Below are 17,263 nucleotides of genomic sequence, written 5' to 3'. Positions count from 1 at the left end.
CCACCCCGTGTGGCCGTGGCGCCCCATAAAGAGTTACTCGGCAACGGCCTGCTTGATTTGCTTGGAGGCCGACCAGATGCGATAACGCACTTCAATGTCCTTGGGCACGTACAGCACGATAGGCAGTTTGCTGTTGTAGCGCAGCATGAACCCTTCCCCCACGACCGGTACGAATTCAGCGTGCGTTTTGCCTTCAGGGCAGGCCATCAGCGTTGTCGCCGGGCCGCTGACCTTGTTAAGGCGATACATAGGGTAGCCCCAGCCTTTGAGCGTCTTCTCTTCCAGCTTGCCGCCCAGGCGTTGCTTGTTGCAGTCCACTTGCAGGGTCTTGCCGGCAATGATCTGGACTTTGTAATCGTCTTCATTTTTCTGCGTCGGCAAATGAATGACTTGTCGGCTAAAGCCCTTATCGGCTTTAGGGTAGGGCGCCACGTCTTCCAGTTTGGCGGCGTTGGCAACGCCGCTCAGCGTACTCAACGAAAACAACAGTGCCGCGCTGATGACCAGTGGTTTCATGATGTGTCCTTAAATTCAGTGCAGAAAGAAAGCCTCCGGTTGGATCACGAAAACACCGGAAAGTGCCATAGTTTTGCCATGAGCTAGGTTTTGTTGCAAACCGGGTCATCGTCACGTGCCGTAATAGAGCCTGTGATCATCAAAAACGCAGGCAATTGCGCAGGCCTGGGATAGATCGCTTCTCGCCAGTGTCGAAGTGCCAGTAAACTGCGTTTTTTCCTCCGAATCATTTATTTCCCGAGGTTTTGCATGACACTCAGTCCTCTTGCGGGCAAACCGGCGCCGGCACAGTTGCTGGTCGATATTGCGCGACTGGTGACCGCTTATTACACCGGTCAGCCCGATGCCAGCATTGCGACCCAGCGCGTCGCGTTCGGAACCTCCGGTCATCGCGGCAGCTCGTTTGAGTTGAACTTCAATGAGTGGCATGTATTGGCCATCAGCCAGGCCATTTGCCTGTACCGTCACGCCAAGGGCATCAATGGCCCACTGTTCGTCGGCATCGACACCCACGCGCTCTCCACCCCGGCCGGGGCGAGCGCTTTGGAAGTCTTCGCTGCCAATGGTGTCGAGACCATGATTGCCGCTGCAGACGAGTACACCCCGACGCCCGCAATTTCCCACGCCATCCTTTGCTATAACCGCGGCCGTACGTCTGGCCTGGCGGATGGTGTGGTGATTACGCCTTCGCATAACCCGCCTGAAAGTGGTGGCTTCAAATACAACCCTCCCAACGGCGGACCGGCAGACACTGACGTCACCAAGTGGATTGAGGCCAAGGCCAACGAATTACTGGCCGCCAGGCTTGCGGGTGTGAAGCGCATCAGTTATGAGCAAGCCCTCAAGGCCAGTACGACGCACCGTCACGACTACCTGAACACTTATGTGGCTGACCTGAAGAATGTCATCGACATGGATACCTTGCGCGGTGCCAATCTGCGTCTGGGAGTCGATCCGCTTGGCGGCGCAGGCGTGCGCTACTGGTCAGCAATCGGTGAGCACTACGGCTTGAATCTGGATGTAGTGAACACGTCCGTCGACCCGACGTTCCGCTTTATGTGCGTCGACTGGGACGGGCGGATCCGCATGGACCCGTCCTCGAGCTATGCGATGCAAGGCCTGATCGGCCTGAAAGAGCGTTTTGATGTGGCCTTTGCCTGCGACCCGGATCATGACCGTCATGGCATTGTGACCCCTTCGGGCGGCCTGTTAGCGCCGAACAATTACCTCGCCGTCTCCATCGACTACCTGTTCCGCAATCGTCCGCAATGGCGCGTCGATGCGGCCGTGGGCAAAACCGTGGTCAGCAGCGGGTTAATTGATCGGGTGGCCGCGCGTCTTGGCCGTCGTTTGTACGAAGTGCCAGTGGGCTTCAAGTGGTTTGCCGATGGCCTGTTTGACGGTTCGCTCGGCTTCGGTGGCGAAGAGAGCGCCGGGGCATCGTTCCTGCGGCGCGATGGCAGTGTGTGGTCGACAGACAAGGATGGTTTGATTCCGTCTTTATTGGCCGCAGAGATGACGGCCCGCACCGGTCGCGATCCGTCGCAGTTGTACCAGCAGATGACCGACGACCTGGGACAGCCTTTCTCAACCCGTGTAGATGCCAAGGCGACGCCTGCGCAAAAGGCGCTGCTGGGCAAGCTGTCACCGGACCAAGTCAAGTCGACTACCTTGGCGGGAGAAGCCATCACGCAAATTCTGAGCCATGCCCCCGGCAATCATCAGGCGATTGGCGGCCTGAAGGTCATGACCGAAAACGGATGGTTCGCTGCGCGCCCATCGGGCACCGAAGACATCTACAAGATCTACGCCGAGAGCTTCATCGGCGACGAGCACCTCAACCGGTTGGTTGAAGAAGCTCAAGTGTTGGTCGACGCTGCTATCGCCTGACCCCAGCTGCAAAAACGCCTGATCCCTTTACAGGACCAGGCGTTTTAAAAGGGCGGCTATCAACCCTGGGTGTTGAGTTGCACCCGTTGTTGCATTTGTTCGTTGCACGCTCGGGCTTGCTGCAGCATCGCTTCGAACGGGGCGCTCATGATCGCGTCATGGCTCAGCCAACTGTGTTTTTGCGTCACGGAGTACCGGTAACGGTACTCACCTTTATTGCGCTGGCTGCTCAGCTCCAGATCAAACCAGGGTGAATTGACCTTGCAGGTGTTGATGAGCTTGGCCACCTTGGCCCCTGAAAGGGTGATGTCGTAGGTCATCGTTTCCGGATCCCCCATATACAAGTCTGCCAGTTGGCCTGTGCGTCGATAGTTCATCAGGCTGTCCCAGCGCTCGGTCATGAACGCGGGTTTATAGATCAACTGCCCGGCCATGTTCTCCAATGGGCGCAGGTTGGTCAGGCGGGCGTGAACCCTATAATGCTGCGGGACCACAAAACCGGTTTTTTCACGGGTGATGGTGCAATCACTGATCTCTTTGCCAAAGTTGTTACACAGGTTCAGGTCGGTGGCAGAGACCCCTGATTCCGTGTCGGCGTAGCTGAGCTGCATCAACATCATTTGCCCCATCTGCACCTGCGCCGTGGTGCGCGCCTGTCCTTCGTCATTGAAGTGTTCAAACTTTTTCACGTCCATGCTCACAGTAGCCGGGGCTTCGGGGATGTGTTCCTGACGCACCGTGCCTTGATCATCGATGACCAGCGCCCAGCGATCCTGAATGTCCGGCATGCTGCGCCCTGGCATGAACACCGGATTGGTCGGGTCCAGCCACCAGACGTGCCCATCGACTTCAGCACGCACGATGGCGTGGTTGGCGGAGCTGGTGCCGGGCAGCAGCAGGCTGAGCGGCGTTGTACCCCGGCTGACCCAGGTGGTGTGCGCGTTGATGCCACTGGCTTTTAACATGGCCGTCAGCAACACCGATAAATCCTTGCAGTCGCCGTAGCCACGCACTTCGATCTCGCTCAGGCTGAATGGCACATACCCTCGGTCGGTAGCGCGCCAGTCGCCCATGTAGCGGTATTGATCGTGGATGTACTGCATCACACCGGCTACTTGCTGTGCAGGCGGCAAGCCCTTGAGCCCGGAGACGGTTTTTGCGGCACCGGCAGGCAGGCGCGCAGCGAGAATTTCGTTGTAGCGTTTGGCGAAAGGCCCGAAGTAATCCTGTAACTGGCTAGAGCTGCCGATTTCAACCCGTGGCACCTGGCGGATGTAGCCATTGCCTGCTTCGTTGATGTAATTCACAAAGCGCGGTTTCTTTTGCTCGATCACCAGCGTTTTGTGATCGGCCGAGGGTGTGAAGATGAAATCCTCCATCTGTTCGCTGCGCCAGACAATCGGCTGCTCGGCGGTGAACGTGCCTTTGAACACATCCGTGCGAACCGGGCTGGGGCCGAATGTCATCTGGTAATGGAAGTGCTCCATCAGCGGTTTGGCCGTGGTGTGTTCACGCACGGTGTAGGTGAGCTGGGTGCCGACGCGCAGGTTTGGAAACGCAATGGACGTTTGTTTGGCCCGCAAAAAGCCCTGATCCGGGTTGGGTGCCATACGCGTGTCGATTTGCGATTCAGCCAATGGCTGCGGTGTGCCACCGGGCTGGGTGGAGTGGGCGTCGATGATGTCCAGCCGGTCCGTTTCGGGGAAGCTGAAGTCAATGCGCGATAGCATCTCTCGCCCATTGTTGGTCAGGATGGTGTAACGGTAAGTGGTGGTGCAGTCGCTGCTGGTGTCTTTGTTGAAGTGGCAGGAGCGTTGTGTTTCGCCGGCCAGCGCCGCATCTGACGCTGGTTGCAATGCCGCGAAAGAGGGCAGGCTGACAATCCCCAATGTTGCGCAAATCAACGATTTGCTGAAAGTAAAGCGGTGCATGAGCGCCTCAGGTCATTCCTTTAAAGCAGCACCTGCGACGTTTTAATGATTGTTGATTAGCGGTGTAGGGTGCTGCGCGAGTGGCGGATGATAATCGATCTCAACTGTAATTTCTACATTGTAGGACAATTAATGCAGCGGAGAGGCCCGAGCTAGAGCCTTCTCCAATTATCAGGCGGCAGGAAGCGGCTGGCACACATCGACCCACTGCGCGTTGACCAGCGCTGCCAGGCGCGTGGGGCATAGCTTTACCGCGGTGTGCGTGGCGCCCGCGGCAGGCATGACTTCGGTAAAGCTTTGCAGGGAAATGTCGCAGTAAACGGGCAGGTCAGTCGCCAGCCCGAAAGGGCAGACACCGCCGACCGGATGACTGGTGAGTGCCACCACGGTTTCGGCGTCCAGCATTTTGGCTTTGCTGCCCAAGGCGTTTTTGATCTTTTTGTTATCGATCCGCGCGTCACCTCGAGCTACCAGTAATACGTTGCGCTCGCCAACGCGAAAGGCCAGGGTTTTTGCGATTTGACCGGGTTCGACCCCATGGGCTTCGGCGGCCAGTGCAACCGTCGCCGTGCTGGTGGCCAATTCGATGATGTGCAGGTCGGGGGCGTTGGCGTTAAAGAACGCACGTACAGATTCAAGGCTCATTAGGCTTCGCTCGTGGGGGCAAAAGCCTGAATCTAGTGAAGCCGCAAGCGCACTGTCAATGCGCCTTGCGGCGGTATCGCGTTTAGATGTCCAGGCAGATTTTGCCGAAATGCTGGTTGGTTTCCTGGTATTTGAAGGCTTCAACAATATCGGTCAGCGGGAAGTGACGATCGATGACCGGACGCATGCCGTTGGCATTGATGGCGCGGATCATGTCTTGTTGCTGACTGCGGCTGCCGACCAGCACGCCCTGCAGGCGAACTTGCTTGACCAGTGCAGGTACGAAGTCCATGGCGCCGCTGACGCCGCTCAAAATGCCAATGATCGAGATGTGCCCGGCGACGCGCACGGCAATCATCGATTGCTCAAGGGTCGCGGGGCCACCCACTTCGATGATGTGATCGACGCCACGGCCCCCGGTCAGTGCGCGGGCGGTCTCGCCCCAACGGGTGTCTTTGCGGTAGTTGATGACGTGGTCCGCCCCCAGCGCTTTCAGACGCTCCAGCTTTTCATCGCTGGAGGAGGTGGCAATGACGGTTGCACCGGCCATTTTCGCGAATTGCAGAGCAAAAATTGAAACCCCTCCCGTGCCTTGTACCAGCACGGTGTCGCCGGGTTTGAGCGAGTCATCGGCCATCAGCGCACGCCAGGCTGTCAGGCCCGCGGTGGTCAGGGTCGAGGCTTCAGCGTGGCTGTAACCGGTCGGGGCCAGTGTGAAAGCGGTCGCTTTGGCCGTCACGTGCTCGCGGGCGTAGCCGTCAATGCCATCCCCCGGAACGGTGACAAACCCTTCCACCAACGGCGTGCCATCAATCCACTCGGGGAAGAAAGTGCTGACGACTGAATCCCCGACCTTGAATTCGGTTACGTCCGGGCCTACCGCGATCACTTCTCCCGCACCATCGGCCATCGGGATGCGCTTTTCAGACGGCCCCCACATGCCGCTAACCACAGCGAAATCGTGATAGTTCAGGGAGTTGGCATGCAGTCGCACGGTAATTTCGCCGCCCGCTGGCGCGCGCACTTCGCTGCTGCCGACAACCACGTTGTCATAGCCACCACCGGGTTGGACGAAAATGGTTTTAGTGCTCATGGAAGTTCCTCATATTTTTACATTACGCAAAACGACGAAATGTATAGGTAAAAATTACAACTCGATTTTCAGCCTAGCCGCAAAGTCATCAATCGCCTGCTCGTTGCGCCGGTAATAGGTCCATTTGCCAATGCGCGTGGTCAAGACAAAGCCGGCACGCTGCAAAATGGCCAGATGCGCGGAAGCCGTGGAGGGTGAAAGCCCTGCCTTGTGCTGCAAGTGGGTCACGCAGACACCGATAGCAGGATCTCCGTGATCCTGTGGCGGGAAATGGGTAAGTGGGTCTTTGAGCCACTCCATCATTTGCATGCGAGTGTCATTGCCCAGCGCTTTGAGCTGTTCGAGAATCATGGGCGGCGATATTACGCCTTTTAACGAAATGTTCAACCCGCACGCCTGATATGCCGGGCGCGGCAATGGCGCGCAGGTGGGCCGGATGTTTTGCAATTCAGGGGTCAATCCTGTATTTGTTGCGCCATTGAGCCTTGGCCAAGGCTCACTTGTCTTATGAACCTGCCCCTCAGGAACCATGATGCCTAACCAGTTCCCCGCTGTTCGCCCGCGTCGTTTGCGTCGCTCCCAAACCCTTCGCGACCTGTTCCAGGAAACCGAATTCAGCCTTAATGACCTGGTGTTGCCGATTTTTGTTGAGGAAGAAATCGACGACTTCGTGCCTATTATCAGCATGCCGGGTGTCATGCGCATCCCTGAGTCGAAACTGGCGGGCGAAATCGAGCGGTACGCGCGCGCCGGTATCAAGTCAGTGATGCTGTTTGGCGTGTCGCACCATCTGGACGCCACTGGCAGCGATGCCATGCGTGAAGACGGGCTGGTGTCGCGCATGGTGCGCATCAGCAAAGACGCGGCGCCGGACATGGTGGTCATGAGCGACACCTGCTTCTGCGAATACACCTCTCACGGCCACTGTGGCGTGATGCATGACCATGGCGTGGACAACGACGCGACGTTGATCAATCTCGGCAAACAAGCCGTGGCAGCTGCGGCTGCGGGCGCTGACTTCATCTCGCCTTCGGCCGCGATGGATGGCCAGGTGCAAGCGATTCGCAGTGCGCTGGATGGCGCGGGGTTTCTGGACACGTCGATCATGGCGTATTCCACCAAGTTCGCCTCGGCCCTGTACGGCCCGTTCCGTGAAGCAGGCGGCAGTGCATTGAAGGGCGACCGCAAGTCATACCAAATGAACCCGATGAACCGCCGCGAAGCGATTCGCGAGTCCTTGCTGGACGAACAGGAGGGCGCGGACGTCTTGATGGTCAAGCCGGCCGGGGCTTATTTGGATATCATTCGCGACATCCGTGAAGCCTCGCGTTTACCGCTGGCGGCGTATCAGGTCAGCGGCGAATACGCGATGATCAAGTTTGGCGCACAGGCGGGGGCCATCGATGAGGCCCGTGTGGTGCGTGAAAGCCTGGGCTCGATCAAGCGCGCCGGTGCCGACATGATCCTCACCTACTTTGCGATGGACCTTGCCCTGCAAGGCATTTAAGTCACCAGCGGCAAACGACGTACCCGCGCAGTTTGCCGCCATTCACATCTTTCTTGACGTCCGTCAATAACGCTGCGGCGCTTTTTGTCATATTCCTTAGGGTTGATTTTTCCTCGCGTGCGAGCGGAAGTTGGCTATGGTCATTAGATAAAAAAGCCTGAGCGTATCCCGTCACCGTGAGGCGGGAACGACTCTGTGTCCGGCATAGCGCACGGATGTTGAGGAGATTTATGGACGTCGGCAGAAGACAGTTCGTCAAACTTTGTACGGCCGGTGTAGCCACGGCCACAGTTGCATCACTCGGGTTTGCCCCCGGTCTTGCTCAAGCAGATCCCTCCCGCCAATACAAACTGTTACGCGCCAAAGAAACCCGTAACAACTGCACCTATTGCTCGGTGGGTTGCGGGATCTTGATGTACAGCCTGGGTGACGGCGCGAAGAACGCCAAAGCCCGCATCTTCCATATCGAAGGCGACCCGGATCACCCGGTCAGCCGAGGCTCGCTGTGCCCCAAAGGCGCTGGCCTGATTGACTTCATCTACAGCGAACAGCGTCTTAAATACCCGGAATACCGCGCCCCCGGCTCCAACGAGTGGCAACGCATCAGTTGGGACGAAGCCATCACCCGTATCACCCGTTTGATGAAAGACGACCGGGACGCCAACTTTATCGAAAAGAACGCCGACGGCGTGACCGTTAACCGCTGGTTGACCACGGGCATGCTGTGCTCGTCGGCGGCCAGTAACGAAACCGGCTTCCTCGATCAACGTTTCACCCGTGCGCTGGGCATGCTCGGCATCGATTGCCAGGCGCGGCTGTGTCACGCACCTACTGTATCGGCCCTGGCGCCAACGTTGGGCCGCGGTGCGATGACCAACAACTGGGTCGATATCAAAAATGCCAACGTGGTGCTGATCATGGGCGGCAACCCCGCCGAAGCGCACCCGGTGGGTTTCAAATGGGTGGTCGAAGCCAAGATCCGTAATGGCGCCAAAGTCATCGTGGTCGATCCGCGCTTCAACCGCAGTGCTGCGGTGGCGGATCTCTACTCGCCGATCCGCGCTGGGTCTGACATTGCCTTCCTGATGGGCATGATCAACTACCTGATCACCCATGACCGCATTCACCATGAGTATGTGCGGGCCTACACCAACGCGCCGCTGATCGTGCGTGACAGCTATACCTTCGAAGAAGGCCTGTTCAGCGGTTTTGATCCGGCCAAAAAGCAATACGATCGCAGCGAATGGATGTATGAAGTCGACGAAAACGGCTTCGCCCGACGCGACGAAACCTACAGCCATCCGCGCTGTGTGTGGAACCTGCTTAAAGCCCACGTCAGCCGTTACACGCCCGACGTCGTGACTGACATTTGCGGCACGCCTAAAGAAGACTTCCTGGAAATTTGCCGCATCATCGGTGAAACCAGTGTGCCGAATCGCACCACGACCTTCCTCTATGCGCTGGGTTGGACTCACCACTCCAGTGGCGTGCAGATGATTCGCGGTGCCGGAATGATTCAATTGCTGCTCGGCAACATCGGCATGGCTGGCGGCGGCGTTAACGCTTTGCGCGGCCACTCCAATATTCAGGGTTACACCGACATTGGGCTGCTGTCGTTGCGGTTGCCGGGCTACATGAATTTGCCCAGTGACCAGCAAACCGATTTGGCCACTTACCTCAAACAAACCACACCCAAGGCCTTGTTGCCCGAACAGGTCAACTACTACCAGAACACGCCAAAATTTTTCACCAGCATGATGAAAACCTTCTGGGGTGATAACGCTACCGCAGCCAACGACTGGGGGTTTGACTGGTTGCCCAAGTGGGATAAAAGTTACGACGTGTTGCGCTATCTGGAGATGATGTACGACGGGCAGGTCAATGGGTACATTGCCCAAGGCTTCAACCCGATTGCGGCCTTCCCGGACAAAAACAAGGCCAGCGCCGCGTTGTCCAAACTCAAGTACCTGGTGATCATTGACCCGCTGGTGACCGAGACCTCCAGCTTCTGGAAGAACTACGGCGACCAGAACGACGTCGATACCGCCAGCATCAAGACCGAAGTGTTCCGTTTGCCATCCTCCTGTTTTGCCGAAGAAAACGGCTCCATCGTCAACTCGGGCCGCTGGCTGCAATGGCATTGGGCAGGTGCGGCGCCGCCGAATGAAGCGTGGCATGACGGCAAAATTTTGGGCCATCTGTTCGTCAAACTTCGCCAGATGTATGAGCAAGAAGGTGGCGCTAACCCCGCGCCGCTGTTGAACATGGCGTGGAATTACCGTGACCCGCTGGACCCCACGCCCGAAGAAGTGGCGCAAGAGGCCAACGGCTTTGCACTGGAAGATCTCAAAGACGCACAGGGCAATGTCACGGTGCGTAAAGGGGAATTGCTCAGCGACTTCTCGCAATTGCGCGATGACGGCACCACCGCCAGTTTCAACTGGATATTTGCCGGCTCCTGGACCCCGCAAGGCAACCAGATGGCACGCCGCGACAACGCCGACCCATCAGGCCTGGGCAGTACGCTGGGCTGGGCCTGGGCGTGGCCGCAAAACCGTCGCATCCTCTACAACCGTGCGTCAGCCGACCCTCAAGGCAAGCCTTGGGACCCGGCGCGCAAAGTCATTGAGTGGAACGGCCAGCGCTGGACCGGCATCGATGTGCCGGACTTCCCGGCCACCCTGCCGCCCGGCAGTAAGGCCAGCCCATTCATCATGCTGCCTGAAGGGGTAGGGCGTTTATACGCCATTGATACGTTGGTGGACGGTCCGTTCCCGGAACATTACGAGCCGACGGAATCACCCACAGGGCGCAACCCGCTGCACCCGAGTACGGTTTACAACCCTACGGTGCGTATTTTTCCTTACGACCAGGCGCGACTGGGGACAGCAGCAGAATTTCCGTACGTCGCCACCACGTACTCGATCACGGAACTGTTCCGCCATTGGACCAAACACTCGCGTATCAACGCCGTGTTGCAGCCGGAACAGTTCATTGAGATTGGCGAAAACCTGGCGAATAAGAAAGGCATTGTCCAGGGTGACTGGGTCAAGGTCAGCACCAAGCGCGGCTACATCAAGGCCAAAGCGGTGGTGACCAAACGCATCCGCACCCTGCAAGTGGGCGGGCAGGAGGTCGATACCATCGGCATTCCGTGCCATTGGGGATACGAAGGGGAAACCCGCAAGGGCTACCTGGCCAACACCCTGACCCCAGCCATCGGCGACGCGAATGCGCAGACGCCTGAGTACAAGGCTTTCCTTGTCAACGTGGAAAAGGCGTAAGGGAGAAAGCTCATGTCCATGCAATCCCAAGACATTATCAAGCGCTCTGCGACCAATAGCCTGACGCCCGCCCCACAGGTGCGTGACAGTGAAGTGCACGTGGCCAAACTGATCGACGTCACCATCTGCATCGGCTGCAAGGCCTGCCAGGTGGCGTGCGGTGAGTGGAACGACCTGCGAGATGAGGTGGGTCATAACGTGGGGGTTTATGACAACCCGGCGGACTTGTCGGCCGAAACCTGGACCCTGATGCGTTTCGACGAGGTGGAAGACGAAAACGGCAAGCTTGAATGGCTCATCCGCAAGGACGGCTGCATGCACTGCGCTGACCCGGGCTGCCTCAAAGCGTGTCCGGCGCCGGGGGCGATCGTGCAATATGCCAACGGCATTGTCGATTTTCGCTCGGACCACTGCATCGGGTGTGGCTATTGCATCGCAGGCTGCCCGTTCGATGTGCCGCGCATCAGCAAGAAGGACAACAAAGCCTATAAGTGCACGTTGTGCATTGACCGCGTGAGCGTGGGTCAGGAGCCGGCCTGTGTTAAGACGTGCCCGACCGGGGCCATCAACTTCGGCAGCAAAGCCGACATGAAACACTTGGCCAATGAGCGGGTGGCCGAACTCAACACCCGCGGTTTCGCACATGCCGGGGTGTATGACCCACAAGGCGTGGGCGGCACCCACGTGATGTACGTGTTGCAACATGCCGACAAACCGCAGCTTTACCACAATCTGCCAGCCGACCCTCGGATCAGCAATGTGGTGGAAGGCTGGAAAGGCTGGCTCAAGCCCGTCGCCGCAGTGGCGTTTTTTGCCACCTTGGCAGGCACGCTGTTCCACTACGTTGGCGTAGGACCGTTGACCACCGATGAGTCGGACGACCACATCGACGCTGATAAAAAAGCCCCCACGCCCACGGAACAGGAGAAGCACTCATGAACCCTAAAGACATGATTCTGCGTACCCCGTTTGCCGAGCGCATGTGCCACTGGCTGATGGTCATTTGTTTCATGTTGGTGGCGCTGTCGGGGTTGTCGTGGTTTTTCCCGTCGATGAGCTGGCTTAGCCATGTATTGGGCACTCCGCAGCTGGCGCGGATCCTGCACCCGTTCCTGGGTGTGGTGGTGTTTTTGGCCCTCATGTTCCTGTTCGTGCGATTGGTGAAGTACAACATGCCAGAACCCCAAGACCGCCTGTGGTTCGCCAACGTCAAGGATGTCCTGATGGGCCGTCACACCACGTCGTTGCAGGTGGGTAAATACAATGCAGGGCAAAAGCTGTTGTTCTGGGGAATCATGGGCCTGATCACGCTGTTGTTGATCAGTGGCATTTTGATCTGGCGTCCTTACTTTGCGCCGTTTTTCCCGATTCCAGTGATACGCGTCGGGGCGCTGATGCATTCATTGACCGGTATTTGCCTGATCCTGCTGGTTATTGGCCACGCCTATATGGGGTTTTGGGTCAAAGGCTCGATCGGCGGCATGGTCACCGGTTACGTCTCGCGCAAGTGGGCTAAAACCCACCACGATCGCTGGTTTAAACAGATTGATTCGAAGAAGGACCATCCATGAGCAGCATCAAGCTGACGCCGATTGAAACACCTACCGGTGGAATCGGCCGGATTACGCCCTTGTTGTTGCCCTCGCTCAAACAACGTTATCAGCGGCGCGCCGAACGTTTGCAGGCGCTGGCCATCGACCATCCAATGGCGGACTACCTGAACTTTGTGGCGCGCCTGGTTCAGGCGCAGCAACACGTCCTGGTACAGCATCCATTGCCTGCACAGTGGGTTGATGCGGCCACTGCGCGCATGGGGCAAGGAGGTGCACCGCTGGATTACGTCACACTGCCACGCGACGGCTATTGGCAAGAGGTGTTGTTGGCCATGCTCGATCAACTGCCTCAAGCCACTGATGCAGTTGAGGAGGTGATTGCCGGGTTACGTGATACCCAAGCCGATCAACTGGACCGTCAGGCCAGCGCACTGCTCAGTGGCCATCACAGCGAAGTCGGCAGTGGCAGAGCGCTGTTTATCTGGGCGGCGCTCTCGTTGTATTGGACGCAGCTGGCCGCGCAATTACCGGCCAGCGGGCACGCTGACTATGGTGAGCATCGCCAGTTTTGCCCGGTGTGTAATAGCGAACCATCGACCAGCGTGGTGTTGGGTGGTGCTCAAAATGGGCTTAGGTATTTGCATTGCCGCTTGTGTGAAAGCCGTTGGCACATGGTCAGAGCCAAATGCAGCAATTGCGAGCAGACTGGCAACCTCGACTATTGGTCGCTGGACAGTAAAGAAGCCAGCATCAAGGCTGAAAGCTGTCTGGATTGTCACAGTTACCTGAAGGTCTTGTACCTGGACCGGGATTCAACGCTGGAAACCTTCGCAGATGACCTGGCCTCACTGATGCTCGATGCCAAAATTGAAGAGCAAGGGTTTGCCCGCAGCGGGCTGAACCCATTTTTGTTCCCAGGCTAGGCGATGCCACTGAAGAAAACGGTGCCGGGTCGTGTGCCGGCCAGGCAGCCTGCTCAGCCACGCTGACGGCATATCGGTTGAAACCGCTGGCGGTGTCAATGCGTAAATCAGTGGTTGCGTGCAGTCAACGCCTGAGCCCAATGCGCCGGGTCATTCACCGTGGCCTGGTGCGCTTCAAGCATGCCGGGTATTTCCTGTTTGAGAAATTCGACCCAGGTTTTGACTTTCGCATCCAGAAATCGGCGTGAAGGGTAGAGCGCGTAAATGCTTTTTTCGTGCAGCCGGTAGTGCGGCAACAAGCGCACCAAGCCTTTGCGTTTGTATGAGTCCACGGCAACGTAATCGGGCAGCAAGCACACGCCGAGTCCTGCTTCAGCGGCCTGGGCCATGGCTTCTGCGACATTGACCTGAAACACCTCGCCGGGGCGTACGGATTGCTCACCCTGCTCATCACGGAATACCCAGCTATCCGTAAACATCGGATCGACCAGATGCAGGCAGCGGTGGTTGGCAAGGTCGTCAGGCGTTTGCGGAATACCATAGCGCTCGAGGTAGGAGGGCGCGGCACTGATCACGCTGGAGATAGTGCCCAGCGCTTGGCCTACCAGCTCGGAGTCGGGCAAGTGAGAAGACAGCGTGATGACCACATCATGGCCTTCTTCGAGTAAATCGGGCTGACGCTGTGAAAGGGTCAAATCCACATTGACCTCTGGATACAGTTGCGCATAACGCGCCACCAACGGCGCAAGCAGTTGGATGCCTATGCCGGTGGTTGATTGCACCCGCAAATGACCACGCGGTGTTAAATGCGCGCCACCGGCTTCAGCATTGGCGTCTTCAACTTCGGCCAATATCAGGCGGCAACGTTCCAGGTAGCGGGTTCCGACTTCGGTCAGCGCCAGACGCCGTGTGCTGCGTTGCAGCAAGCGTGCCTGCAGCGAGGCTTCCAGTTCACTCAACAGACGCGAAGTTTGCGCCGTGGAGTAGCCTAATACCTGAGCAGCGGCCGTGAAGCTGCCGGTTTCGACCACTCGCACGAAAACCCGCATCGCCTGAAAAATATCCATCCTGATTGTTGCTCCACACGTCAGCGTGTTTTTTTGTGGCGCAGATGATTACACAGGCAGGGAAAATATGCCGCTTTGACATCACGGGGCGTTTTATCCGCGCTCTGAACCTGAGGAACGCAGGCAGGTCTCATGGATGTTTACGGCACTAAACGATTGTCCCCAATAGAAAGCGTTTGGATCCATTGTTTATATAGGCGGGAAGGGCTGTATTTAGGCGCTGACTCAGAGATCGTCGTAGGAAGTTTCTTAACTTTTTGAAGTAAATTGTCTTTCGGAATGAGAACGGATCTTTGTTTATAAGAAAATTACGAGATATCACTTTGGCATCACTTGATTTTGGCGCGGTATGTGCTTGATTCTAAATGCAGGGATCTTTTTCTAGAATGGTCTGTCTGACGTAGCTTGAGAAAGGCCTAGCCGATAGGTGTTTAAACAGTCAAGCGGTGAACTTGCCAAGAAGTTCTACTCACAAGGTGCATTTTTTGAAAACTATTCAGCATCCGCTAGCAGAAACTTCGACTGACGAAATTGATCTGTTTGCTCTGATTCAATCACTCTGGCAACAAAAGAAACTGATCCTGGGCACCACCTGTGTGGTAGGCGCCCTGGCCTTGGGCTACGCCATGCTTGCTCCGCGTGAGTATCAGGCCAGCACCGTGCTCAGGCCGGCGGCGATCAATGAGTTGGATGCCCTCAACCGTTCGGAGGTCTACAAGCTGCCACCGACCGAAGCCCTGCTCAAAGTTGGTGCAGCGCTGGATTCCTACGAAACGCGCTTCAATTTTTTTGAATCGCATCAGGAACTGTTTGAGCCGTTGCAAAAAAAAGGAGTAACGCTCGAGCAAAGTTTCGAAATTTTTAACCGCGATGCCATCAACCTCATACAACCGGATCCAAAAAAGCAGGATTCGCTCAGCCCTTTCCTCAAATTGGAAATGACGTATCCCGAGAGTGTTGACGGGGTAAAAATTCTTAACGGTTTTGTTGAATACGCGATCAATAATCAGCGTGCCCAAATTGGTGCAGACCTCAAAGTCATCATTAATAACCGACTTAGAGAGCTGGAAGAAAAAATTGATGCTGCTCGCTCCGGTTACAAGTCAGATAAAGAAGGCAAGATTGCGACACTGATTGAAACCGATACGCTTGAGCGCGCAAAACTGAAAGATGAGTTGCAGGCATTGCGCCTGCAGTTAAAAACCGAACGCGAGTCGCGTATTGCACAGCTCTCGGAAGCCATTTCGATTGCACGTTCATTGGGTATTACCCGTCCCACAACACCCTCTGCCATGTCGGACGCCGGTAAAGGCTCAACCCAAGTGATGCGCACGGAAATCACCTCTCAAAGCATTCCGTTGTATTTCATGGGCACTCAAGCCCTTGAAGCCGAGCGCGCCGCGTTGCTTAAACGGACATCGGACGATTTCACCGACAAACGCATCTCAACCATCGGCAAAAAATTGCAGATGCTGGAGGTCAATCGACAGGTTGAACAGCTCGCAAAACGCTCGAATGAAGATTTGTTCCTGAAAAACATCGAGCCGCTGCGAGCTGAAGTTGTACGTCTTGGCAATTTGAATACCGACATGAGCAAGCTGGGAATTGTCAGCATCGATCGTAAGGCACAGACACCGGCCAGTCCGAGCAAGCCCAAAAAGGCGCTGATTGTCGGGCTAGGTCTGATACTGGGTTGTTTGCTGGGGCTGGGCATCGCCACGGTGCGTTTTTTGGTTGTCAGCCGCCGTGTAGCGTCGTAATCGGTTAAAAAAGTACAGCGACAGATTTGATTTGCGCCCAAATCACTTGCCCTGGCACGAGTTTTAACTGATCCCGCGAGTACCGCGTGATGCGTGCCAGCAAGGCGGTACCGCCTGCATCCAGGCGTACCAGCCTGTGAGCCGGGTTGTCAGCAGGCGCCTCGCTGATGACCGTGGCCTGCAAGCAGTTAAGAATACTGCTGTGTTCGCCCGGCTTCAGGTTCAGGCTGATATCCCGGGCCTGAACCTTGATACGCAATGTCTGGCCTACCGCCAGAGGCCCATGAGCAACCCTCAGGCACTGTTCAGTGCCCGGCAGTTGCAGGGTTAGCAATTGGTAGTCAGCATCGTAGTGCGTGACCTGGCCTTCAATCACCACGCCTGCATCATCCCCTTGCGCCAACGGCAGATCGAGTCTGGAGAGTGTTTGAGCCAGCGGCCCGCAGGCCAGTGCTTTGCCTTCGCTGAGCAATACAATGTGGTCAGCCAGTCGTGCGACTTCCTCTTGTGAGTGACTGACATACAGCACCGGGATCTCCAGCTCTGCATGCAAACGCTCCAGATAGGGCAGTATTTCGCGCTTGCGTTGGCTGTCCAGCGCAGCGAGCGGTTCATCCATCAACAACAATTTTGGGCTGGTGAGCAAGGCGCGCGCAATCCCCACCCGCTGGCGCTCGCCCCCTGATAAATGCGCGGGGGCACGTTCAAGCAGGTGGCTGATGCCTAGTAATTGCGCGGCCTGAACCAACTCCACACGGCGCTCGTGGCGCGCAATGCGGCGCAACCCAAACTCAAGGTTGGCGCGTACCGAAAGGTGGGGGAACAGGCTGGCCTCCTGGAAGATATAGCCCAATGAACGCTTATGAACAGGCATGAAGACATTGCGCGCGCTGTCTTGCCACACCTCCCTATTGATTTCGATATACGCCTCGCGAGCACGTTCAAGGCCCGCAATACAACGCAAACAGGTGGTTTTACCTGAGCCCGAATGGCCAAAAAGGGCTGTCACGCCTTTGCCCGGCAGCTGGAGATCTACGTCCAGGGAAAAGCCGCTGTAACTCAGTGTGAGCCGCACATTAAGCTGCGAATGCATG

The 17,263-nt window shown here is 56.9% G+C and carries 14 protein-coding genes; 7 read left to right on the top strand and 7 right to left on the bottom strand.

Annotation, left to right across the window (positions count from 1 at the left end; all coding sequences use genetic code 11):
- Positions 1-33 precede the first annotated feature (33 nt).
- Positions 34-516: a serine protease inhibitor ecotin gene (eco, locus tag HBN68_RS04795; RefSeq protein ID WP_169962928.1), complete on the bottom strand. Its 483-nt coding sequence runs from the start codon at positions 514-516 to the stop codon at positions 34-36.
- A gap of 249 nt (positions 517-765) precedes the next feature.
- Between eco and pgm the strand changes: the two genes are divergently transcribed.
- Positions 766-2,406 (top strand): phosphoglucomutase (alpha-D-glucose-1,6-bisphosphate-dependent), encoded by a 1,641-nt coding sequence (gene pgm, locus HBN68_RS04790; RefSeq protein WP_169962927.1) that lies wholly within the window; start codon positions 766-768, stop codon positions 2,404-2,406.
- 59 nt (positions 2,407-2,465) lie between these two features.
- Here pgm and HBN68_RS04785 read toward each other — a convergent pair whose 3' ends face one another.
- From HBN68_RS04785 to HBN68_RS04770, 4 genes are all read right to left on the bottom strand, one after another.
- A complete protein-coding gene (locus HBN68_RS04785; RefSeq protein WP_169962925.1) occupies positions 2,466-4,337 on the bottom strand; it encodes a DUF3857 domain-containing transglutaminase family protein in 1,872 nt (623 codons plus the stop codon).
- A gap of 171 nt (positions 4,338-4,508) precedes the next feature.
- Positions 4,509-4,982: a YbaK/EbsC family protein gene (locus HBN68_RS04780; protein ID WP_169962924.1), complete on the bottom strand. Its 474-nt coding sequence runs from the start codon at positions 4,980-4,982 to the stop codon at positions 4,509-4,511.
- 82 nt (positions 4,983-5,064) lie between these two features.
- Positions 5,065-6,075, bottom strand: a complete 1,011-nt coding sequence (locus HBN68_RS04775) for an NAD(P)-dependent alcohol dehydrogenase (RefSeq protein WP_094993506.1) — start codon at positions 6,073-6,075, stop codon at positions 5,065-5,067.
- Positions 6,076-6,129: 54 nt separating this feature from the next.
- Positions 6,130-6,426 carry a winged helix-turn-helix domain-containing protein gene (locus HBN68_RS04770; RefSeq protein WP_047274754.1) on the bottom strand — a complete coding sequence of 99 codons (297 nt, stop codon included), beginning with the start codon at positions 6,424-6,426 and terminating at the stop codon, positions 6,130-6,132.
- Positions 6,427-6,607: 181 nt separating this feature from the next.
- Here HBN68_RS04770 and hemB point away from each other — a divergent pair, with 181 nt between their 5' ends.
- The 5 genes from hemB (at position 6,608) to fdhE (ending at position 13,342) form a co-directional block, all read left to right on the top strand.
- Positions 6,608-7,582: a porphobilinogen synthase gene (gene hemB / locus HBN68_RS04765; RefSeq protein WP_169962922.1), complete on the top strand. Its 975-nt coding sequence runs from the start codon at positions 6,608-6,610 to the stop codon at positions 7,580-7,582.
- Positions 7,583-7,812: 230 nt separating this feature from the next.
- Positions 7,813-10,866, top strand: a complete 3,054-nt coding sequence (gene fdnG / locus HBN68_RS04760; RefSeq protein ID WP_169962920.1) for a formate dehydrogenase-N subunit alpha — start codon at positions 7,813-7,815, stop codon at positions 10,864-10,866.
- Between the two features lie 18 nt (positions 10,867-10,884).
- Positions 10,885-11,805, top strand: coding sequence for a formate dehydrogenase subunit beta (gene fdxH, locus HBN68_RS04755; protein ID WP_275941099.1), 921 nt, complete (start codon positions 10,885-10,887; stop codon positions 11,803-11,805).
- On the top strand, positions 11,802-12,437 hold the full coding sequence (locus HBN68_RS04750) for a formate dehydrogenase subunit gamma (RefSeq protein ID WP_094993510.1): 636 nt from the start codon (positions 11,802-11,804) through the stop codon (positions 12,435-12,437). Before fdxH ends, HBN68_RS04750 begins: the two co-directional genes overlap by 4 nt.
- Entirely contained in the window at positions 12,434-13,342 is a 909-nt protein-coding gene (gene fdhE, locus HBN68_RS04745) for a formate dehydrogenase accessory protein FdhE (protein ID WP_094993511.1), read from the top strand. The genes HBN68_RS04750 and fdhE overlap by 4 nt, the downstream gene beginning before the upstream one ends.
- Before the next feature lie 107 nt (positions 13,343-13,449).
- On the opposite strand, the gene HBN68_RS04740 is transcribed toward fdhE, so the two are convergent.
- Entirely contained in the window at positions 13,450-14,409 is a 960-nt protein-coding gene (locus HBN68_RS04740) for a LysR family transcriptional regulator (RefSeq protein ID WP_094993512.1), read from the bottom strand.
- Positions 14,410-14,894: 485 nt separating this feature from the next.
- Between HBN68_RS04740 and HBN68_RS04735 the strand changes: the two genes are divergently transcribed.
- Entirely contained in the window at positions 14,895-16,169 is a 1,275-nt protein-coding gene (locus HBN68_RS04735; RefSeq protein ID WP_262373426.1) for a Wzz/FepE/Etk N-terminal domain-containing protein, read from the top strand.
- Between the two features lie 4 nt (positions 16,170-16,173).
- Here the strand turns inward: HBN68_RS04735 and modC are convergent, their stop codons facing one another.
- On the bottom strand, positions 16,174-17,262 hold the full coding sequence (gene modC, locus HBN68_RS04730) for a molybdenum ABC transporter ATP-binding protein (protein WP_169962916.1): 1,089 nt from the start codon (positions 17,260-17,262) through the stop codon (positions 16,174-16,176).
- Position 17,263: the final 1 nt, after the last annotated feature.

The sequence above is a fragment of the Pseudomonas sp. WS 5078 genome, assembly GCF_012985745.1.
In the GTDB taxonomy this organism is placed as follows: Bacteria; Pseudomonadota; Gammaproteobacteria; order Pseudomonadales; family Pseudomonadaceae; genus Aquipseudomonas; species Aquipseudomonas lundensis_A.
The sequence above is the reverse complement of the archived record's forward strand: the minus strand, read 5'-3'. Positions and strand labels throughout refer to the sequence as shown.